This is a genomic window from Methylocella silvestris, from assembly GCF_002891535.1.
GTDB lineage: Bacteria > Pseudomonadota > Alphaproteobacteria > Rhizobiales > Beijerinckiaceae > Methylocapsa > Methylocapsa silvestris_A.
In genome coordinates, this window is sequence record NZ_PDZR01000038.1 from 1 (window position 1) to 19,207 (window position 19,207).

The 19,207-nt window shown below is 63.6% G+C and carries 19 protein-coding genes; 7 read left to right on the forward strand and 12 right to left on the reverse strand.

Features of this window, described 5'->3' with window-relative positions; genetic code table 11:
* Nucleotides 1-124 precede the first annotated feature (124 nt).
* From CR492_RS20910 to CR492_RS19420, 4 genes are all read right to left on the reverse strand, one after another.
* Nucleotides 125-286, reverse strand: a complete 162-nt coding sequence (locus tag CR492_RS20910) for a hypothetical protein (RefSeq protein WP_180982636.1) — start codon at nt 284-286, stop codon at nt 125-127.
* Nucleotides 287-555: 269 nt separating this feature from the next.
* Nucleotides 556-1,278: a 6-phosphogluconolactonase gene (gene pgl, locus CR492_RS19410; protein WP_102845387.1), complete on the reverse strand. Its 723-nt coding sequence runs from the start codon at nt 1,276-1,278 to the stop codon at nt 556-558.
* A 208-nt stretch (nt 1,279-1,486) separates the two neighbouring features.
* Entirely contained in the window at nt 1,487-3,148 is a 1,662-nt protein-coding gene (locus CR492_RS19415; protein WP_102845376.1) for a Na/Pi cotransporter family protein, read from the reverse strand.
* Between the two features lie 156 nt (nt 3,149-3,304).
* Entirely contained in the window at nt 3,305-3,958 is a 654-nt protein-coding gene (locus tag CR492_RS19420) for a MarC family protein (RefSeq protein WP_102845377.1), read from the reverse strand.
* Nucleotides 3,959-4,151: 193 nt separating this feature from the next.
* On the opposite strand from CR492_RS19420, the gene CR492_RS19425 reads away from it, so the two are divergent.
* Together CR492_RS19425 and CR492_RS19430 are read left to right on the forward strand one after the other, a co-directional pair.
* On the forward strand, nt 4,152-5,570 hold the full coding sequence (locus tag CR492_RS19425) for a sodium:proton antiporter (RefSeq protein WP_102845378.1): 1,419 nt from the start codon (nt 4,152-4,154) through the stop codon (nt 5,568-5,570).
* 371 nt (nt 5,571-5,941) lie between these two features.
* Nucleotides 5,942-6,514 (forward strand): L,D-transpeptidase, encoded by a 573-nt coding sequence (locus tag CR492_RS19430; protein WP_102845388.1) that lies wholly within the window; start codon nt 5,942-5,944, stop codon nt 6,512-6,514.
* Nucleotides 6,515-6,548: 34 nt separating this feature from the next.
* Here CR492_RS19430 and CR492_RS19435 read toward each other — a convergent pair whose 3' ends face one another.
* Entirely contained in the window at nt 6,549-7,418 is an 870-nt protein-coding gene (locus CR492_RS19435) for a tetratricopeptide repeat protein (protein WP_102845379.1), read from the reverse strand.
* A gap of 122 nt (nt 7,419-7,540) precedes the next feature.
* Nucleotides 7,541-7,666 (reverse strand): type B 50S ribosomal protein L36, encoded by a 126-nt coding sequence (ykgO, locus tag CR492_RS19440; protein ID WP_012590802.1) that lies wholly within the window; start codon nt 7,664-7,666, stop codon nt 7,541-7,543.
* 210 nt (nt 7,667-7,876) lie between these two features.
* Here ykgO and CR492_RS19445 point away from each other — a divergent pair, with 210 nt between their 5' ends.
* From CR492_RS19445 to CR492_RS19460, 4 genes are all read left to right on the forward strand, one after another.
* Nucleotides 7,877-9,646, forward strand: coding sequence for a NirA family protein (locus CR492_RS19445; RefSeq protein WP_102845380.1), 1,770 nt, complete (start codon nt 7,877-7,879; stop codon nt 9,644-9,646).
* Nucleotides 9,643-11,232: a sulfite reductase subunit alpha gene (locus CR492_RS19450; RefSeq protein WP_102845389.1), complete on the forward strand. Its 1,590-nt coding sequence runs from the start codon at nt 9,643-9,645 to the stop codon at nt 11,230-11,232. Before CR492_RS19445 ends, CR492_RS19450 begins: the two co-directional genes overlap by 4 nt.
* A 134-nt stretch (nt 11,233-11,366) precedes the next feature.
* Entirely contained in the window at nt 11,367-12,002 is a 636-nt protein-coding gene (locus tag CR492_RS19455; protein ID WP_102845390.1) for a DUF1007 family protein, read from the forward strand.
* 7 nt (nt 12,003-12,009) lie between these two features.
* A complete protein-coding gene (locus tag CR492_RS19460; RefSeq protein ID WP_102845381.1) occupies nt 12,010-13,035 on the forward strand; it encodes a nickel/cobalt transporter in 1,026 nt (341 codons plus the stop codon).
* Between the two features lie 24 nt (nt 13,036-13,059).
* Here the strand turns inward: CR492_RS19460 and cysN are convergent, their stop codons facing one another.
* From cysN to CR492_RS19480, 4 genes are read right to left on the reverse strand one after another with little or no spacing between them, the layout of a single operon-like run.
* Nucleotides 13,060-15,003 (reverse strand): sulfate adenylyltransferase subunit CysN, encoded by a 1,944-nt coding sequence (gene cysN / locus CR492_RS19465; protein WP_102845382.1) that lies wholly within the window; start codon nt 15,001-15,003, stop codon nt 13,060-13,062.
* Nucleotides 15,003-15,953 carry a sulfate adenylyltransferase subunit CysD gene (cysD, locus tag CR492_RS19470; protein ID WP_102845391.1) on the reverse strand — a complete coding sequence of 317 codons (951 nt, stop codon included), beginning with the start codon at nt 15,951-15,953 and terminating at the stop codon, nt 15,003-15,005. Before cysD ends, cysN begins: the two co-directional genes overlap by 1 nt.
* Nucleotides 15,954-16,007: 54 nt before the next feature.
* Nucleotides 16,008-16,571 carry a bifunctional adenosylcobinamide kinase/adenosylcobinamide-phosphate guanylyltransferase gene (gene cobU, locus CR492_RS19475; protein ID WP_102845383.1) on the reverse strand — a complete coding sequence of 188 codons (564 nt, stop codon included), beginning with the start codon at nt 16,569-16,571 and terminating at the stop codon, nt 16,008-16,010.
* Nucleotides 16,572-16,587: 16 nt separating this feature from the next.
* The gene (locus tag CR492_RS19480; RefSeq protein ID WP_102845384.1) at nt 16,588-17,022 is read right to left on the reverse strand and encodes a GlcG/HbpS family heme-binding protein; all 435 of its coding nucleotides are present in this window, start codon (nt 17,020-17,022) and stop codon (nt 16,588-16,590) included.
* A gap of 282 nt (nt 17,023-17,304) precedes the next feature.
* Here CR492_RS19480 and CR492_RS19485 point away from each other — a divergent pair, with 282 nt between their 5' ends.
* A complete protein-coding gene (locus CR492_RS19485) occupies nt 17,305-18,411 on the forward strand; it encodes an extracellular solute-binding protein (RefSeq protein ID WP_102845385.1) in 1,107 nt (368 codons plus the stop codon).
* Between the two features lie 35 nt (nt 18,412-18,446).
* Here CR492_RS19485 and CR492_RS19490 read toward each other — a convergent pair whose 3' ends face one another.
* Nucleotides 18,447-18,737 (reverse strand): hypothetical protein, encoded by a 291-nt coding sequence (locus CR492_RS19490; RefSeq protein ID WP_102845386.1) that lies wholly within the window; start codon nt 18,735-18,737, stop codon nt 18,447-18,449.
* Between the two features lie 166 nt (nt 18,738-18,903).
* Nucleotides 18,904-19,207: hypothetical protein (locus CR492_RS21000; protein ID WP_210200279.1), on the reverse strand; the 304-nt coding region annotated here is incomplete at its 5' end.

Genomic DNA, 19,207 nt, shown 5'->3' on the forward strand with positions numbered 1-19,207 from the left:
ACAAACGGCTCGAAGAACGCCCACTCCTCGTCGCTCATCATGTCCCGAATCAAAGCCGCCTCCCTGAGAAAGCAACGTTGAATCACCGAAAGCCGGGACTGGGAATCTTATTTGTCAACAGGACCTAAAAGCCGACGCCGAGAATGATGACCCCTGGGCAGGCGATCGAGACGCAGTTCATGCGGGACCGATCCTGAAACCGCGCGGCGCCGGGCTCGCCGACTTTTACCGTTTTTTCCTGCCGGAGGGCGGGCTTGAACGGCGGCCAGGGGAAACCCTCCAACATCGGATTGCCGGATCCTGAGCAACGCGCTGGCCCCGCCGCGCTGGTTCCCGCGAGAGCCAGGACCCCGGTCAGAAAAAGCATTTGCTGTCGTCGGCGCATGAAGGAACCAGGATCGCTTTGTTTTTTCGGCCGGAGCCGCTCGCGCCCCTCTGAGCACCGTCCTGCCGCATCGGATGTGCGGCTGCGCACATTCTTGTTGGAGATTTTCCGCTTCGCGCGGGCTCGCAATCGGGATCTATCCCGCTATTTTAACGCATTTGCCGAACGTCTCAGCCGCCAAAGGCCGCGTGATCGGCGAATATCCGGAGCGCGCCGACGGTCTCGATGCGGGAAGCGGGAAGCGCGGCGTCATTGGCGAGCACGCGCCGCAGGATCTCTCTCTTGGCATCGCCGGAAACGAGGAATGCGATTTCGGCGCTCGACGTCAGAGCCGGATAGGTCATGGTGATGCGCGGCTCGGCCGTCGCGCCAATGACCGCACTGACGAGGGCGTCGCGAATGTCCAAAGCCGCCGTTCCCGGAAACAGCGACGCGGTATGGCCGTCGGCCCCAAGCCCAAGCAAAGTGACGTCGAACAGCGGCCGGGCCGGATCGAGCGCGGGAGCGCCATAAAATTCTCGCAGCATCCGGTCGTAAAGCGCCGCCGCGTCTTCCGGCGAATCGGCGCCGACCGGAACGGCATGGATCTGGCCGGGCGGAATTGGCACATGCGCGAGCAAGGCTTCAGAGGTCATACGAAAATTGCTCATTGCATGATCGAACGGCACGAAGCGCTCGTCGCCCCAGAAGATTTCGACCTTGCTCCAGTCGATGGCGCTGCGCAAAGGCTCCGCTGCGAGCAGCTGAAAAACCGCCTTCGGCGTCGAGCCTCCGGACAGATTGAGCGCGAACTGCTTTGGCGCCGCGGCGATCTTCGCGGCAATCCAGGCCGCTACGCGGGCGGCGAGCTCTGGCGCGCTGGCGGCGACGTCGATCTCAGGGGTGGGTTTCATAAAGCGGCGTTTCCTGATCCTGGTTTGCGGCAGGCGGAAATGGCGCGCCGTGGCGCCCCGGGAAATGGCGCGCAAATTCTCTGCCGCTGTCTGAAAATGATCGGGTCTGGAGCCTTTTTACAATTCATGGAATCGTGAAAAGGCTTTATCTATTTGTTTCAACGCATTTTCTTATCGCTAAAGTCTGCAACTTTTGCGAAAAAATGCTCTAGTCTCCGTTTGTCGCAAGCCGGCTTGGCAGCAGGTCGCCCGTGCGCTCCAGCACGGGATAGGCGGCGGCGGCGACGATGTGGCTGTTGATGAGCTTCATGTCGCGCAGCAGGTCGAGGTAGAGCGCGCTGGTTTCGATGGCGTCGAGGCGGCCCATGCGCATATCCTCGAAATGGGCCCGCGTCGCCGCGCTTTCGGCGTCGCGGAAGGCGGCCTTCTCGGCGGCGAGCAGCCGCGCGGCGCGCGGATCTTCCGTCATCAGCAAAGCGGCGGACGCCCGCAGATTGGCGATGAGCCGATCCATCAGGGTTTTGATCTCGGCTTCGCTCGCCTTTGGCAAGGAGAGGCCCCGCTTGGCCCGCTTTGAGGCGTGAGGCAGCAGGCTGCGGTCCACGACGTCGCCTGCCTGCTCCATATTGGTCGCGAAGGCGAGGATCTCGGCCATCCTGCGATGATCGGTCTGGCTGAGCTCGTCGTGATCGAGCGTCGCCAGATAGGCTTTAATGGCGGTGTTGAGCCGGTCGAGGATGTCGTCGAGCCGCTTCATCCCGGCGATCTGCTTGCGGTCGCCCTGCACCAGCGCGTCGAGCGCGCCGGTGAGCATCGCCTCCAGCGCATCGACGAGCCGAAGCGCCTCGCGGGCGGCGGCGCCGAGCGCCACAATCGGCGTTTCGCGAGCGGAATTGTCGAGATAAAGCGGCCGCGAGGGATCGGCGGGATCGATGCGCATTGGCATCAGCCGCCGCAGCAGCGCGGCATAGGGCGTCAGCAGGGGAAAAAAGACAGCCGCGAGCGCCAGATTGAAAAAACTGTGGAAGTTCGCCGCCGCTCGGGCGTTGTCGGGCTCAAACGTCACCATCTGCACGCTGATGGGGTGGAGCAGGGCAAGCCCAATGGCGACGCCGATCGCCCGATTGAGCAAATTTCCGACGGGCAGACGGCGCAGGGCGGGATCGTTTCCCGACGGCCCTTCAAGCACCGGATTGATCGCCGTCCCGAGATTGGCCCCGAGAATCATGGCGAAAGCCGCTTCCGGCGGGACGACGCCGCGTGCGGCCAGTGACATGATGAGGAGAACGACGGCGACGCTCGAATGCATCGCGAAGGTCGCGGCGGCGGTCAGCAGCACGGCGAGGAGCGGAACGGTCGAAACAGCGCCAAGAAGCAGCCGCAGGCTCGGCGCGTCCTCATAGGGCGCGGTGAGCTCCAGCAACTGATGCAGCGCGAGGAGCATCAGTCCGAAGCCGATGAAAACGCGCCCAAGATCATGCGTCACGGGATTGGAGCCGCGGCGAAACATCATGACGCCGACGAGGACCAGCGCGGGCGAGAAGGCCGACACGTTAAAAGAGAACAGCTGCACGATCAGGGTCGTGCCGACATTGGCGCCGAGCATGACGGCGAGGGCCGGGACGAGATCGACGAACCCGCCGGCGACGAAGCCGGCCGCCATCAGCCCGGTCGCGGTGCTGCTCTGCACGGCCGCCGTAACGCCCATGCCGGCGAAAAAAGCCAGGAGCCGGTTTTTCAGCGCCGCGCCGAGAGCTGCGCGCAGTTTTGGTCCGAAGGCGCGCTGGACGCCGGTCTGGACCATATGCGTGCCCCACAGGAGAAGCGCGACCGCTCCGGCAAGGCTGACAAGGGCGACCGGGAAATCCATGTCTGCGCGGCCTTATGGCGACGGGCTTTGCGCCACGCTCCTTCCGGATGGGTTTTCGGGAAACCTCTTTGGCGGCTTTCCGCTCTTTGAGGGAAGCCGAGACTCTCACAATGATCCCGCAGGATCAAGGGTTGAGGCGCTCCGCGCGCCTTCGCCTCAGGAGGGCGCGATCAGCCCATGTTCGTGCAAGCCCTGGAGCACGCCATTGAACACAAGGCCGACGCCCATCGCGGAGACAAAAAAACCGACGATGCGGGTCGTCGCATCAATCCCCATGGGGCCGAGCTTGTCGACCAGCTTGCCGGCGTAGGCAAGACAAAGATAGGTGACGAACATCGCGCAAACAATCGCAAAAGAAGTCGCCGCGAACCGCCCGAAATGCTCCGGCGCCTCCTTGATTTCCGACTGCATGCCAAGAACCGTCGCGATGGCGCCGGGGCCGCACATGATCGGCAAGGCCAGCGGAACGAAGGCGAAATTTGCGGTCTTGTCGGAGGCGTCGGGGATGATCGAGCCGCCGTTCGGCGAGGGCGAAAACAGCTCGAAGCCGATCTTCACCAAGATGATGCCGCCGACGATGCGGACCATGCTCAGCGGCACGCCGAAGAGTTGCATGATGAGGGAGCCGAAGATCAGGAAGAAGAACAACAGCAAGGTCGCGTAGAGCGTGGCGCGCGCGGCGACCTTGCGATGCTCCGACAGATCCTTGCCTTCGAGCAGCATCAGAAAGATCGGCAGAGCCTCGAACGGATTGATGATCGCAAGCAGCGTTGCGAAGGTGCTGAGGAAAAGCGCCCATTCCTTGGTCATGCGTCTTCCTTGGTCATGCGTCGGCTCCGGCTCCGCATCGGCGGGCCGGCGGGTCTTGCCATGCCGACGCCCCCCCGGCAAGGGGACCTGGCGTGAGCTTTGCTGGATGCTTGCCGGGGCGCCGGGCGCGCCCTAAAGCTCTTCGCAGATGTTTTTGGCGATGCGGCGGCTTCAAGGTCCTGCGGGAGGGCGGATGATCGGATGGAAACGCGGGACTTTTGTCGTGGCGGTTTTGGCCGCTGGCGTGATGGCGGCCTCGCCGGCTGCCGCGGCTGAGGGCCTCGACGGCGCGAGACTGCCTTGGCAGCTTGGGATGCCCTTTGTCGGCATACTGATGTCGATCGCGCTCGGACCGTTATTCGTCAAGGAATGGTGGCATATCCATTACGAGAAGGCGGCCGCGTTTTGGGCGTTGCTGACCCTTGGCGGCCTGATCGCGGTCGTCGGCATTGATGCGACCGCAGCGGCCTTCGTCCACAATATGGCGCTCGAATATATTCCCTTCATCCTGATGCTGCTGGCCCTGTTCACGGCGGCGGGCGGCATCGCGATCGACAGCGCGATCAAGGCGACCCCCGCAATCAATTGCGCGATCCTGGCGATCGGCTCGGTCTGCGCCAGCCTGATCGGCACCACCGGCGCCTCGATGGTTTTGGTGCGGCCGCTGATCCGCGCCAATGCGGGACGCCCGTATAATGCGCATGTGCTGGTGTTCTTCATTTTTCTTGTGTCGAACATCGGCGGAGCGCTGACGCCGCTTGGCGATCCGCCGCTGTTCCTGGGCTTTCTGCACGGCGTCGAATTCTTTTGGACGGCAAGGCATCTGTGGCCTGAAACCCTCTTCGCCGTCACCGTGCTGCTCGCGGTCTTCTTTGTCGTCGACAGCTATTATCTCCGGCGGGAAACGCCGGATGCAGGCCCGCGCCCACCCTTCGCGGTCAAGGCTTCGGGCCTCGTCAACATCGCCCTGATCGCGATCGCCATCGGCGCCATTATTCTCAGCGGCCTTTGGCGCCCCGGACTTGGCTTCGATGTGCTCGGCACGCGGATCGAATTGCAAAATCTGGTTCGCGAGGGGGTCATGATCGCCGTCGCGCTGGCCTCGCTCGCTCTGACCAGCAAATCGGCGCGAGAGGCGAACAGCTTTGACTGGGAGCCGATTCGCGAGGTCGCCTATCTGTTCGCGGGCATCTTCATCTGCATCATCCCCGTCATGGCGATGCTGAAGGCCGGCAAGGAGGGCCCGTTCAGCGTGGTCATCGCCTTGCTCGAACATGCCGACGGCTCGCCGAACAATCCGGTCTATTTCTGGGCGACCGGCCTTCTGTCTTCATTCCTCGACAACGCGCCGACCTATCTCGTCTTTTTCGAACTCGCCGGCGGCGATCCGGCAAGACTGATGGGGCCGCTCGCCTCGACGCTTGCGGCGATCTCGCTCGGCGCCGTGTTCATGGGCGCCGTCAGCTATATCGGCAACGCCCCGAATTTCATGGTCTACGCCATCGCCCGCAACGCCGGCGTCAAGATGCCGGGTTTCTTTCCCTATCTGCTGTGGTCGGGCGCAATCCTGCTGCCGCTGTTTGCGGTCGTTACGTTTCTGTTTCTGGCGTGAATAATCGCTAAGCAGACAAGGTCGTATGATCGTAGAAAACGACAATCCAAATGGTCAGGCGAAGCAGTCGCCAAATCCATATTATTATAAAAAGCGGAAGATCATGGAAGATCGAGCCGCAGCGAAGTCCTAATCCTCCCGATCGCGTCGCGGGTGGCGCTCGGTCGGCGAGGCGGGCCTTGCCCGGGTTGAGTCCTGCGCCCGCCCTCCCGCGCTCGTTGTGGCGCCGCGGCAAAAGCGGCGTCGCTCTTGTTTTTTCTGCCCTTTTTCTGCCATATTTTAGCTTTGGTCTTGCCTTATTCGAATGACGTGCGACCATTCTCTCAACGGCGCCAAGCGCTTGTTGCAAGCGCCTGATGGGAGACGGGAACATGCGGCGGATGATTGGCGTCTTGGCTCTACTCTACGGCGCTTTCTGCACGGGAGCGGCGCAAGCGCGCGTCAAAATCGACGTTGATCTCAGTTCTCAGACGATGCGGGTCAACGCCGACGGCGCCGACTATGTCTGGGCGATTTCAACAGCCCGGTCGGGCTATGCGACGCCGCGCGGAAGCTACCGCGCGCAGCGCCTCGAGCGCATGCATTACTCCCGTAAATACCACATGTCGCCGATGCCGCATTCGATCTTCTTCGCCGGCGGCTACGCGATCCACGGCACCTATGCGACGGGCGATCTCGGCCGGCCCGCCTCGCATGGCTGTGTTCGCCTTGCGCCCGGCAACGCCGCGCTTCTCTTTGCGCTGGTGAAAGGGCAGGGCGCCGACATCAAAATCCGCGGCTCCGCGCCCGTTTACGCGGCGCGGAGCGGGGAGGGTGGGCGCCACGCGCAGTCCCGCCACGACCGCGCGAAAGTGGCCGAAGCCTATTATTCCACGCGGGCCTCTCGCGCGCAGCGTAGCCTGGATGCCTGGATGGGGCACAATGAATGGGATGGCTGGAACTGACGCTGCGGTGGTAGCTCTGGAGGCAGGACCTTGGCTAAATATCGCGGCCGTTGACGTCCAGCGATAGTTTTTCGACCGATTCCTTGAGGCCGGGCTGCGCAGGATAGACCGCGAGCGCCTTCTCGAACGCCTCCAGCGCGCGCTTGTCGAGCCCTGCGCGCTGCAGGATAACGCCCATCCCCATCAAGGCGCCGAAGTGGCGCGGCTCGAGCCGCAGCACCTTGTCGATGTCGGCCATGGCGCCATCGGCGTCTTCGCTCATGAAGCGGACCGTGGCTCGTTCGTTCCAGGCCTCCGCCCAGCCCGGCGCAATCGCCACCAGCCGGTCCAGCAGCGTCAGCGCCTGCGTGTAATTCTTGGCCTCCACCGACGCCATGGCCCGCTGCATGATGAGGGCGGCCGTATCCGATGGGGTTTGCATCCAGATCCGCTGGATCGCCGCGGCATAGAGCTGCGCCTCTTGCGGCTCGGCCGCTTCGCCAAGACGCTTGAACAGATCGTCGAGGGTCCGCTGGCGCAAAACCGCGGGCTCGGGCTTCGGCGTGAGGGCTTTCTTCAGCTCATCAGCGCGGGCTTTCTCCTTCGCCGCCTTGAGAGCGGCCTCATCCTTGACGGGATCTTGAGGCCTGGCCGCGCCGCCCGGCGAGCTGCCTGCGCCGCCGCCAAAGGGCCGCCCCTGCGGCGAAAGGGTCGCGCCGTCGCGGCGGAAGTCAAATCTGTCCGGCCGATCAGCTGATTGCCCGCCGGGAATGGGTTCATCATCGCCAAGGACGCGCCAGCCGTCGGGCAGACCGCCCGGCCATTGCTGGCGGGACGGCGCCCCGTCTTCGGCGGCCATGACGCCCGTCAAGGAGACTGCAACGGCGAGCGCTGCAATGAGCAGAGGGAAGGCCCGTTCAACCATTGGCGCAGGCTAATGCGACTTCGTCAAAACGTCAAAGCGCGCGGACCCGCCGCGCGCTTTCTTTGAACACCGTCGTCATCGACGTCGCTTTTTGAAGGAATAACGCCTTCACAAACAAACGCTTAGCCCTGGCGGGCCTTATAGCGCTTCTGCGTCTTGTTGATGATATAGACGCGGCCCTTGCGGCGGACCAGCTGATTGTCGCGATGACGCCCGCGCAGCGATTTCAGAGAATTACGGACTTTCATCGGACCAATCCAAACGAAAACGACCGGCGTTGCGGCCGGTTCGAACAAGATGAGTGTGTCTATGCCCCATCGGCTGCGGGAGATCAACCCCGCGCAAAGCCAAACCGGCGAGACCAAGCCGCGGCTGCCTTCTCCGGGGCCGCACAAGACAGGCTGGCATAGCGTTTGCGCGGAGTTTTGGCTCCAGGGATTTTTTCAACGGAGATTTGTGTGAGCGGCGATTTTTCTGCAGAGCAAAAGCGCTATCTCGAAGGCTTTGCGTCCGGCCTGCAGATCGCCCGCGCAGGGCGGGGTCTTGCAGGCGCCGGGCCCGGGACGGCGGCGCCGAGCGGCCCGGACGCGCCGCACCTCGCCGCCATGGCGCGGCAGGAGGCGCAGGGCAAGAAGCTGGTCGATCAGGAGAAGTGGAAGCGCGAGGAGCATCCCTTTGACGCCTATCACCGGCTGAAAGAACAGGCTCGCCGCGACGAATTCCCCAAGCCCCCGGACAATTTCCGCTGGCGCTACTACGGCCTCTTCTATGTCGCGCCCAATCAGGACGCCTATATGTGCCGGTTGCGCATCCCCAACGGGGTGGTGACGCATTGGCAATTCGCGGCGCTCGCCGAGATCGCCGATCGCTTCGCCGGCGGCTACAGCCATGTGACGACCCGGGCCAATCTGCAGCTGCGCGAGATCCCGGCGCGGCACGCGACCGGCGTCCTCGAGGCGATCCAGGATATCGGCCTTTCCTCGCGTCATTCCGGGGCGGACAACATCCGCAACGTCACCGGCGACGCCACCGCGGGCTTCGGCGTCCTTGAGCTGCTCGACACGCGTCCTTACGCGCGCGAATGGCACTTCCATGTGCAGAACGAACGCGTCATGAGCGGATTGCCGCGAAAATTCAACGTCGCCTTCGACGGCGGCGGGGCCATTGCGACGCTCGAGGACACCAATGACATCGGCTTTCAGGCGGTGGAAGTGCTGCCGGGCGCGAGCGTTCCGGCCGGCGTCTATTTTCGCCTCCTGCTCGGCGGCATCAGCGGCCACAGGGATCTTGCGCGCCCGACCGGCGTCGTGGTCGCCCCGGCGGAGGCGACGAAGATCGCCAATGCTATCGTCCTCGTTTTCATCGATCGCGGCAATCGCGCGGACCGCAACAAGGCGCGGCTCAAATATGTGCTCGACGACCTCGGCTTCGACGCCTTCCTAAAACTCGTCGAGGAAAAGCTCGGTCATCCTCTGGCGCGGATCGACGAGAATTTTATCGCCCCGCGTCCGGCGCAGGATCGGCAGGCTCATATCGGCGTTCATCCGCAGCGCCAGCCCGGCCTCTATTATATCGGCCTCGTTCTGCCGGTCGGAAAACTGACCAGCGATCAGATGCGGGCCGTCGCCGCCATCGCCCGCGACTGCGGCGACGGTGAAATCCGGCTGACGGTCTGGCAGAATTTGCTGCTTCCCGGCATCCCGGAAGAAAAACTCCAAGAGGCGAAATCCGGCATCGAGGCGGCCGGCCTCGAATGGCGCGCCTCCAGCATAAGAGCGGGGCTCATCGCCTGCACCGGCTCCAAGGGTTGCCGGCTCGCCGCCGCCGACACCAAGGGCGCCGCGCAAGCCATAGCCGCCTATTGCGAGCCGCGGGTCGAACTCGACCAGCCCGTGAATATCCATGTGACCGGCTGCCATAATTCCTGCGCGCAGCATTACATCGGCGATATCGGCCTCATCGGGGCGCGCGTCGCTGACGATCCCGACAATGAAGACAGCGAAACGGTCGACGGCTTCAATGTTTTCGTCGGCGGCGGCTACGGGGTCGACGGCGCCATCGGCCGTGAGCTTGCGACGAACGTCAAGGCGAGCGACGCGCCGCAACTCGTCGAAAGCCTGCTCAAGGCCTATATGGCCGGGCGCGCCTCGCCGGAGCAGAGCTTCCAGCAATTCACCGCGAGCCGTTCGCTCGAAGATCTGCAATCCATCGCGAGGGCGTGCGCATGAGCCTGCATGAAGCGCCGCCGATTTCGGCGCCCCTCATTCCGGACAACGCGCCTTTTTCGCAGGAGCAGCGGGCCTGGCTCAACGGCTTTATCGCCGGATTGATCGCCCCCGATATTGCCGCAGCGCAGGGCGCTCCGGCGTCGCCAGCGGCCGCAGCGGAAGAGGAGATCACCTGGCACGATCCCTCGATGCCTCTCGCCGAGCGCATGAAGCTCGCCGAAGACAAGCCGCTGCCCCTGAAACTGATGGCCGCCATGGCGCAGCAGGATTGCGGCCAATGCGGCTATGATTGCCAGAAATATGCCGCCGCCATCGCCAGCGGCGAGGAAAAGCGCCTGAACCTCTGCGCGCCCGGCGAAAAGCCGACCGCGCGCATGGTGAAAGCGCTAGTCGAGGGCGCCGGCGGGGAGGCTGCGCCGGCGGCGGGGGAGGCTCCTGCCGCCCCGGCCGGCGTGCCAAAATCGTCAAAGCCGCTCGGCTATGCGCGGGAAAACCCCGTCGAGGCGCGGTTCCTTTCCCGCGCGCGCCTCAACAAGGAAGATTCGGAGAAATCCACCTATCACATCGAGTTCGATCTTTCGGAGAGCGGCCTCGATTACACGGTCGGCGACAGTTTTGGGGTGTTTCCGACCAATGATCCGGAGCTGGTCGATCAGATCCTTGCCGCCATCCGCGCGCCGGCCGATTTCCCGATCGGCGAGGGCACGCTGCGCGAGGCGCTGATCCATGATCTGGCGCTGCATTCGGCGCCGGACGCTTTGTTCGAACTCATCTCCTATATTGTCGGCGGCGAGCGGCGAAAGCTGGCGCGCAGCCTTGCCAAGGGGGAGGATCCCGAAGGCGACGCGTCGACCCTCGACGTTCTCGCCGCGCTCGAAAAATTTCCCGGCATCCACCCGGACCCGGAAGCTTTCGTCGAAAGCCTCGAGCCGCTGCAGCCGCGGCTTTATTCCATTTCATCCTCGCCGAAAGTCGATCCGCACAGGCTGTCGCTCACGGTCGATCATGTGCGCTATCTGATCAAGGAGCGCGTGCGGCGCGGCGTCGCCTCGAGCTGGCTGGGGGAGCGCATTGAGCCCGGCGCAAGGTTCAAGGCCTATGTTCAGCGCGCGCATAATTTTGCGCTTCCTGCCAGTGGCGACACGCCGATCATCATGGTCGGCCCTGGCACCGGCGTCGCGCCGTTCCGCGCCTTTCTGCATGAACGCTGCGCCACCAAGGCGAGCGGCGGCGCCTGGCTGTTTTTCGGCCATCAGCGTCGCGCGGCCGATTTTTTCTATGAGGAGGAGCTGACCGGCTTTCTGGCCAATGGCGCCCTGACAAAACTATCGCTCGCCTGGTCGCGCGACGGCGACACAAAAACCTATGTGCAGGACAAGATGCGCGAGGAGGCCGCAAACCTGTGGGAGTGGCTCGAAAAAGGCGCCCATTTCTACATCTGCGGCGACGCCAAGCGCATGGCCGCCGACGTCGAGCGGGCGATGGTCGATATTGTGGCCGAGGCAAAGGGCGTTGATCAGAAGGCCGCGCAGGGCTTTGTGGCGGAGCTGAAGAAAACAGGGCGCTATCAGGCCGACGTTTATTGAGGTTTGGCCCTCAGGGGGGCCCCAGCCAGCCACCCGCAACTTTCCGGCATGATGCTTTGGCGCCGCTCTTTCGCCAGACTTTGCGCCTCATAAGATCGCGAGCGCTGTTTGCGCTGGGTCTTGATGGGGCGAGAATGCGCGGGCGTTTTTTGGTTTCGATCGCGCTTTTGATGGCGCTCGCCGGCCCCGCGAGCGCCCATCCCCATGTCTGGATCAGCGGGCAGGAGAGCGTGATCTTTAGCCCCGCCGGCGAGATCGTCGCGATCCGCCATGCCTGGGTTTTCGACGAAATGTATTCCGCCTTCGTGACGGAAGGCGCCGGCAAGAAGGGCGCGCTGCTGACCAAGGCCGATCTCGCCCCGCTCGCCAAGAGCAATGTCGAGGATTTGGCCGAATTCGACTATTTCACCCACGCCAAGGTCAAGGGCGTGAAGCTGGAGTTCCTTGAGCCGACGGATTATTCGCTCGAGGAACGGCCGGACAAGCTCGTCGAATTGTGCTTCACCATGCCGCTGAAGCAGCCGATCACGCCAAAGATTTTTTCGTTTCAGGTCTATGACCCGACTTATTTCGTCGCCTTCGAACTCGACAAGCAAAATCCCGTCTCCTTCGTCAATGCGCCGAAGGGATGCTCAACCAATATCGCCGGCGCCAAAAAACTGGCGGACGATGAATCGAAGAAGCTGACCGAATCCTTCTTCAGCGGCTTGTCGCCGGGAAGCGATTTCGGCGTAAAGCTCGCCTCGTCCGTCGTGGTCGCCTGTCCGTGAGGCCGCGTTGAAAAAATCTTCAAAACTCTTGACTTGCCTTCTGTTTCTAGCGATGGCCGGGCCGAGCTTTGCGCAGGGCGTGCATCATCCCTTTGCGGTTGGCGTCAACGAGGGCGCGGCGAGCGCGACCGGCTTTTCCGGCTGGATTTTGGCGCAGGAGAGCTGGTTCTACCGGCTGCTGTCGGGCGCCGTGCGGGCGATCAAATCCGGCGGCTCGAACGGCTTCATGCTCGCGGCGCTGAGCTTTGGCTATGGCGTATTTCACGCCGCCGGACCCGGCCACGGCAAGGCGGTGATCGCCGCCTATATGGTCGCCGATGAAAGGCAATTTTACCGCGGCCTCGTGATCTCGCTGGCGGCGGCGTTGCTGCAGGGCGTTGTCGCGGTGGCGCTGGTCGCCATCGCTTTCCTTGCCGTGGGGACGACGGCCAAACACATGACGGCGGCCGCCAACTGGATCGAGATCGCGAGTTTCGCCGGAGTCACGCTTCTCGGCGCCGTGCTGACGCTGGCCAAGGGCCGGGCGCTCTACGCCGCCTGGCGGCAGGCGCCGGCGCGTGAGGCGCTCGCGGCTTTCGGTCCGCTACAGCCGGCCGGTTTTTCCTCCGGCCAGTTTGTGGCGGCGGAGGGGCCGCATATCCACACGGCTGATTGCGGCCATGTCCACGGTCTCAATCCGGACGAACTCGGCGAGGGTTTTTCGTGGAAGAAGGCGTTGCTGACGGTCGCCGCGGCCGGCTCGCGGCCCTGCTCCGGCGCCATTCTGGTGCTGGTCTTCGCCTCGGCGCAGGGCGTGTTTGCGGCAGGCGTCGGCGCGGTGCTGGCCATGTCGCTCGGCGTCGCCATCACCACCGGCGCGCTGGCGGCTTCGGCCGTTTTCGCGAAGAAAACAGTTGGACGTCTTCTCGGCGCGCAGAGCTGGCGCGGCATGTTCGCCGGGCGTTTGTTCGAAGCCGCCGCCGCCCTCGCGGTGCTGGCGTTTGGTCTCTTGATGCTGACGGCTTCGCTGGCGGGGGGGAGCCTCGGCGGATAGCGACGCGGAGGGCGCGCCCAAAACTCAAATTGAGAAATCATCTCCCGGGTCGGCGAAGCTGTCGATGAAGCCGCGCCGGATCAACTCCTTGACGATCGCGGCCGCCGCCTGTTGCGGGGTCTGGCCGTCGCGGGCGACGATCATTTCCGGATTTAGCGGCGCCTCATAGCGCTGATCGACGCCGGTGAAATTCTTGATCTCGCCAGCGATGGCCTTTTTGTAGAGGCCCTTCGGGTCGCGCGCGATGCACTCCTCGATCGGCGTATCGACGAAAACCTCCAAAAACTCGCCGTCATCCAGCAGGTCGCGCACCAGCTGGCGTTCGGCGGCGAACGGCGAGATGAAGGAGCAGAGGACGATAAGTCCCGCATCCGTCATCAGCTTGGCGACCTCGCCGACGCGGCGGATATTTTCGACGCGGTCGACTTCGGTGAAGCCGAGGTTCTTGTTGAGCCCGTGGCGGATATTGTCGCCGTCGAGCAGGACGGTGCGCAGGCCATGCGCAAAAAGCCAGGACTCGACGAGATTGGAGATGGTCGATTTGCCCGAGCCCGAAAGGCCCGTGAACCACAACACCGCCGGCTTCTGATTGTTCAGCCGCGCGCGGTCAAGCTTGCCGATGCTGAGCCCATGCCGATGAATATTGGTGGCGCGGCGCAGGCCAAAGGAGACAAGGCCGGCGGCGGCGGTGGCGTTGGTCGCGCGGTCGATCAGAATGAACGAACCGGTGGTGTGATTGTCGGCGTAAGGGTCGAAGGCGATCGGCGACGCCGTCGCCAGATTGCAGACGCCGACCTCGTTGAGACTGAGGGTGCGCGCCGGAAGTTGGCCGAGCGTGTTGACGTCGATCCGATGCTTCAGCTCCGTCACCGTGACAGGAACGGTTTTCGCGCCGCTTTTCAAAAGATAGGAGCGGCCGGGCATGAGCTTGTCTTCGCTCATCCAGATGAGATGGGCGGCGAACTGGTCGGACACGTCCGGCCGGCTTTTGGCGTCGGAGAGAAGATCGCCGCGCGCGATGTCGAGTTCGTCTGCAAGCGTCAAGGTGACGGCCTCGCCCGCGCCGGCGCTGGCAAGATCGCCATCGGCGGCAACGATACGCGCCACCTTCGAGGTCTTGCCTGAACCGGCGACGACGATCTCGTCGCCCGGCCGCACCGTACCGCTGGCGATCGTCCCGGCAAAACCGCGAAAGTCGAGGTGGGGCCGGTTCACCCATTGCACGGGAAAGCGGAATGGCTTTGCGCTCTGATCTTCCTCGACTTCGACCGTCTCGAGGAAGGAGAGCAGCGCCGGTCCCTTGTGCCAGGGCGTGTTGGCGCTTTTTTCCGAGACATTATCACCGTGGCGGGCGGAGATCGGGATCGGCGTGATCGAGGCAAAGCCGAGCGTCGCGGCGAAAGCCTTGAAGTCGGCGACGATCTTGTTGAACCCTGCCTCGTCGAAGCCGGTGAGGTCGATCTTGTTGACCGCCAGCACGACATGCCGGATGCCGATCAGCGACACGATGGCGGCGTGACGGCAGGTCTGGGTCAACAGGCCCTTGCGGGCGTCGACGAGCAGGATGGCGAGGCTGGCGCTTGAGGCGGCAGTCGCCATGTTGCGTGTATATTGCTCATGGCCGGGAGTGTCGGCGATGATGAAGGCGCGGCGCGGCGTCGAGACATAGCGATAGGCGACGTCGATGGTTATGCCCTGCTCGCGTTCGGCCTCGAGACCGTCGACGAGAAGGGCGAAGTCGATGTCGTCGCCGGTGGTGCCGTGCCGCTTGGAGTCCCGTTCAAGTGCGGCGAAGTGATCGTCGAAGATGAGGCTTTGCTCGAACAGCAGGCGTCCGATCAGCGTCGACTTGCCGTCATCGACGGAGCCGCAGGTGAGCAGCCGCAGGGTTGGCGGCGGCGCGGCGTCAGACGTCTCCGTTGGTGTCGAGAGCCCGTGCGACGAGGCGGCGGCAACCGATTCGAGCATCAGAAATATCCCTCGCGCTTCTTCTTCTCCATGGATCCCGATTCATCGTGATCGATCAACCGTCCTTCGCGCTCCGACATGGTGGAGGCGCGCATCTCCGCGAGAATTTCGGGCAGCGTCGAAGCCTCGGAGCGCATCGCGCCGGTCAGCGGATAGCAGCCAAGCGTGCGAAAACGGACCTTCTCCATGCGCGGCGTTTCGCCAGGCAGCAGCGGCAGCCGGTCATCGTCGACCATGATCAACGCTCCGCCGCGCTCGACGACGGGCCGCTCCTTGGCGAGATAGAGCGGAACGATCGGCACCTCTTCAGCGGCGATATAGTCCCACACGTCGATTTCGGTCCAGTTCGACAGCGGAAACACCCGCATCGACTCGCCCGGTTTAATTCTGGTGTTGAAGATGTTCCACAGTTCCGGGCGCTGGTTGCGCGGATCCCAGGCGTGCGCGGTGGAGCGATGCGAGAAAATGCGCTCCTTTGCGCGGCTTTTTTCCTCGTCGCGACGGGCGCCGCCGAAAGCGGCGTCGAATTTCCATTTGTCGAGCGCCTGGCGCAGTCCCTCGGTCTTCATCACCTGCGTATGGACCGAGGAGCCGGAGGCTACGGGCGAGACGCCGCGCCGGACGCCGTCTTCATTGATATGGACGAGCAATTCCATGCCGACCCGCGCCGCCGTCTGATCGCGGAACGCGATCATTTCCTGAAACTTCCAGGTCGTGTCGACATGCAACAGCGGAAACGGCGGCTTGGCGGGAAAGAAGGCTTTCTGGGCGATATGCAGCATGACGCCCGAATCCTTGCCGATGGAATAGAGCATCACCGGCCGTTCGAACTCCGCCACCACCTCGCGCATGATGAAGATCGCCTCGGCTTCGAGACGAAGCAGATGAGGGGAGAGGATAGATTTCACGTATGTTGCCTGTGATACATTTGAATTTACGTCGTGAGTCATGTCAATATAAGGCGACGCCCGCTTTTGCAAACAGGACGGCGCGATAGGCGACGATCAGCCGCCGTCGAAGCGCAGGCGCGGCGCGACGCCGGGCTTGAGCTGCAGCGGCAGACCGGCGCAAATTTGCACCACGGCGCCGCAGGCTTCGGCCAGCGCCTGATTGAGCGAGCCTTGCGCGTCGCGGAAGGCGCGGGCGAGCGCATTGTCCGGGACGATTCCGCCGCCGACCTCGTTCGACACGATAATGCAGGGCCCTCCGACGCGGGGAAGGCTTGCGGCAAGCTCGGCTGTCGCCGCCGCGCAATCGTCCTCCCGCAGCAGGAGATTGCTGAGCCAAAGCGTGGCGCAGTCGACAAGGACAATCCGTCCGGGGCGGGCCTCCCGCTGCAGCGCGGCGACAAGGGCGAGCGGCTCTTCAACCAGCGTCCAGCCGGACCCGCGTTCGGCGGCGTGCCGGGCGATCCGCACCCGCATTTCCGCGTCGTGCGCCTGCGCCGTCGCAATGATGACCGGCCGCGCGCCCGAGCTTTCCGCGAGTTTTTGCGCGTAGTGGCTCTTGCCGGACCGGGCGCCGCCGAGAACGAGCAGGCTTCTCGTCGGCGGCTCGGTCGGATTCATCGGCGAGGGGCGGGGATCAGGTGCGCCAGGGATGGTCGGGCAGCTCGCTGACGCCGAGCACGGCGACGCCCGCCTGCGCGACAATATTGTCGTTTTCGACCGAACTGCCACTGACCCCGATCGCGCCGACCAGCACGCCTTCCTCATCGACGATCGGCAGTCCGCCCGGAAAAGTGATCAGTCCCTCGTTCGAATGTTCGATGCCGAACAGAGAACCGCCCGGCTGAGAAAGCTGCCCGATCGCGCCGGTCGGCATGCCGAAATAGAGCGCGGTCTTGGCCTTCTTGATCGAAATATCGATGCTGCCGACCCAGGCGTCGTCCATGCGATAGAACGCCTTGAGATTGGCGCCCGAATCGACGATCGCAATGCACATTTGCGTCTTGGTTTCGACGGCCTTCTTTCGCGCGGCCTCGATGGCGGCTTCGGCGTGGGCGATCGTGACGTGCATGGGATGCCTCTTTGAAAGATCTCGTTGCGCCTGCCCGCGGGTCCGCGCCGTGAAGCGGCCGTTTATCTCGGGCGTCTTTGAGATAGCCGTTGCTTGCCGGCAAAGCTAGATGCCGGCGACGAAGCCCGGCTTCGTTTCAGCCGGCGCCCCCAGCGGCCGGGATGAGGCGGGCGAAACAAGGCTGGCAATACGATTCCCTTCGGGATCGTCATGCCTTAGCATTGTCGTGAATTTTGAGGCGTCGCGTCGCAACGTTGGATCGGCGAAATGAGGCCGTCATTGATGGAATTTTGTCTGCGCGCGGCCTGTCTCGCCTTGACTGTTTGCGCCCTGGCCGCCCCGTCCGCGGCGGCCGAGCCGCAGCGGCTCAATCTTCTGAGCTGGGGCGACTATTTTGATCCGAAGGCGCTGGAGGAATTTACCGCCGAGACCGGCGTCGTGGTCGCCTATGACGTCTATGCGTCGCCGCAGGCGCTCGAGGCCAAACTGCGCGCCAAGAACGATTATGACGTCGCCGTCGCGCCCGGCCCGTCGCTGCAGGCGCTGATCGCGGGCGGCGCTCTGCGCAAGCTCGACAGGGCGAAGCTCGCCCATGCGCAGGACGTCGCGCCGGAGATGGCGGCGCGGCTTGCCGTGTTCGATCCGGGCAATCAATATGGCGTCGCATATTTGTGGTTCACCAACGGGCTTGCGTTCGACGTCGACAAGGCGCGCGCCGCAGGAGGGCCAGCCGCCTTTGATCCCGCCTCATGGGATCTTGCGTTCCGGCCGGAGCGGCTTTCGGCCTTTGCCGATTGCGGCGTCGCCATCCCGGATAGCCCGAGCGAGCTGTTCCCCGTGGCGCTGCGCTATTTGCGCCTCAATCCGGCGTCGCGGAACGAGGCCGAGCTGAGGCGCGCCGGCGATTTCCTCAGCGCAATGCGGCGCGCGATCCGCAAATTCAGCGATTCGGATGATGTGGGGGCCCTCGCCAGTGGCGAGATCTGCCTCGCCGTCGGATCGAGCCTCGCCAGCCTGCAGGCGCGAGCGCGGGCTCGGGAGGCCGAAAACGGCGTCGAAATCGGCTACGCCATTCCGAAGGAAGGCGCCCTGATCTCGATCGACGCCCTGGCGGTTCCGCTGTCGGCGCCGCATCCCGAGGCGGCTTTCGCTTTCATCAATTTCATGCTGCGGCCGGAGATCGCCGCGCGCAATACCAACGCCACCAATCTCGCCAATAGCGTGCCGGCCTCAAGGCCCTGGATCGCCAAGGACATCGCCGGCAATAAAGCAATCTATCCGGACCCGGACCTGATGGCGCGCCTGTTCTGCACACCAAATCCCGACGCGGCGACGCAAAAGCTCATCGCGCGGGAGTGGGTCAGAGTGAAAACGGGGAAATATCCCTAAAAGCCGGCAGAGCAGTTAGACACGCGGCCGCAGTTTCAACCCTTGGCGAATTGTGTCTTGATCAGCCCGACGATGGCCGTGACGATTGCGCCGCTGACGCCGCCGCCGACCGCTTGCCCGAGCAGGACTCCGATGTCGACGCCGCCGGCGCCCGAGAGCGCCGGAATGAGCGCCGAGAGAAGCTGGCCGCCGAGGCCGCCGCCGATCGCGCCGCTGATTGTGCTCCCGGTCTGGCCCAAGCCGAAATCCTTGAACTTCGACAAAAGATTTCCGCCAGCGCCGCCGGCAATGACCTGGATAAGGAAACTGATGATTGCCCCGGACATTTTTTTCCTCCGTTTGGGAGCTGCATTTGGACGGCCAATTTGACCCCGCCCGTCAAGCTGAACCATTGCCAGAGCGAAAGCAATGTAGGGAAGCGGCAGCGCAACGGCAATTTTTGACGTTTTGGCGCAAGCGGAAGAACGGCGGCCCGCGCGGCGAATGCGGGGCTTAATCCATCAAGGCGGAACCGTGATATAGAGCCGGGGGATAGTGGGGACTAAAGCGAGCAAGCGCCTCATTTTTCAGCAAAATCTTCATTGCCTCCGGCCGTCGTTTGACCATCTTGGCGCAGCGGGCGTCATTTTTTCCCGGAAGACCGTGTTGACAAGGGATCGGGGGTCGCCATATAAGCCCCTCATTGGAAGCGGCGCTGCTGATGTGGCGGGCGCGGATTTCGTTTCTCGGGATGCTCTCGGGTTTTGCTTCCCTGGTCTGGGTTACGACCGGGGCGGTTAGCGTTGTCTGCGTTTTG

Coding starts and splice junctions, on each gene's coding strand:
- CR492_RS20910 (WP_180982636.1), bottom strand. CDS start 286: ATGTTGGAGGGTTTCCCCTGGCCGCCGTTCAAGCCCGCCCTCCGGCAG.
- pgl (WP_102845387.1), bottom strand. CDS start 1,278: ATGAAACCCACCCCTGAGATCGACGTCGCCGCCAGCGCGCCAGAGCTC.
- CR492_RS19415 (WP_102845376.1), bottom strand. CDS start 3,148: ATGGATTTCCCGGTCGCCCTTGTCAGCCTTGCCGGAGCGGTCGCGCTT.
- CR492_RS19420 (WP_102845377.1), bottom strand. CDS start 3,958: ATGACCAAGGAATGGGCGCTTTTCCTCAGCACCTTCGCAACGCTGCTT.
- CR492_RS19425 (WP_102845378.1), top strand. CDS start 4,152: ATGATCGGATGGAAACGCGGGACTTTTGTCGTGGCGGTTTTGGCCGCT.
- CR492_RS19430 (WP_102845388.1), top strand. CDS start 5,942: ATGCGGCGGATGATTGGCGTCTTGGCTCTACTCTACGGCGCTTTCTGC.
- CR492_RS19435 (WP_102845379.1), bottom strand. CDS start 7,418: ATGGTTGAACGGGCCTTCCCTCTGCTCATTGCAGCGCTCGCCGTTGCA.
- ykgO (WP_012590802.1), bottom strand. CDS start 7,666: ATGAAAGTCCGTAATTCTCTGAAATCGCTGCGCGGGCGTCATCGCGAC.
- CR492_RS19450 (WP_102845389.1), top strand. CDS start 9,643: ATGAGCCTGCATGAAGCGCCGCCGATTTCGGCGCCCCTCATTCCGGAC.
- CR492_RS19455 (WP_102845390.1), top strand. CDS start 11,367: ATGCGCGGGCGTTTTTTGGTTTCGATCGCGCTTTTGATGGCGCTCGCC.
- cysN (WP_102845382.1), bottom strand. CDS start 15,003: ATGCTCGAATCGGTTGCCGCCGCCTCGTCGCACGGGCTCTCGACACCA.
- cysD (WP_102845391.1), bottom strand. CDS start 15,953: ATGACTCACGACGTAAATTCAAATGTATCACAGGCAACATACGTGAAA.
- cobU (WP_102845383.1), bottom strand. CDS start 16,571: ATGAATCCGACCGAGCCGCCGACGAGAAGCCTGCTCGTTCTCGGCGGC.
- CR492_RS19480 (WP_102845384.1), bottom strand. CDS start 17,022: ATGCACGTCACGATCGCCCACGCCGAAGCCGCCATCGAGGCCGCGCGA.
- CR492_RS19485 (WP_102845385.1), top strand. CDS start 17,305: ATGGAATTTTGTCTGCGCGCGGCCTGTCTCGCCTTGACTGTTTGCGCC.
- CR492_RS19490 (WP_102845386.1), bottom strand. CDS start 18,737: ATGTCCGGGGCAATCATCAGTTTCCTTATCCAGGTCATTGCCGGCGGC.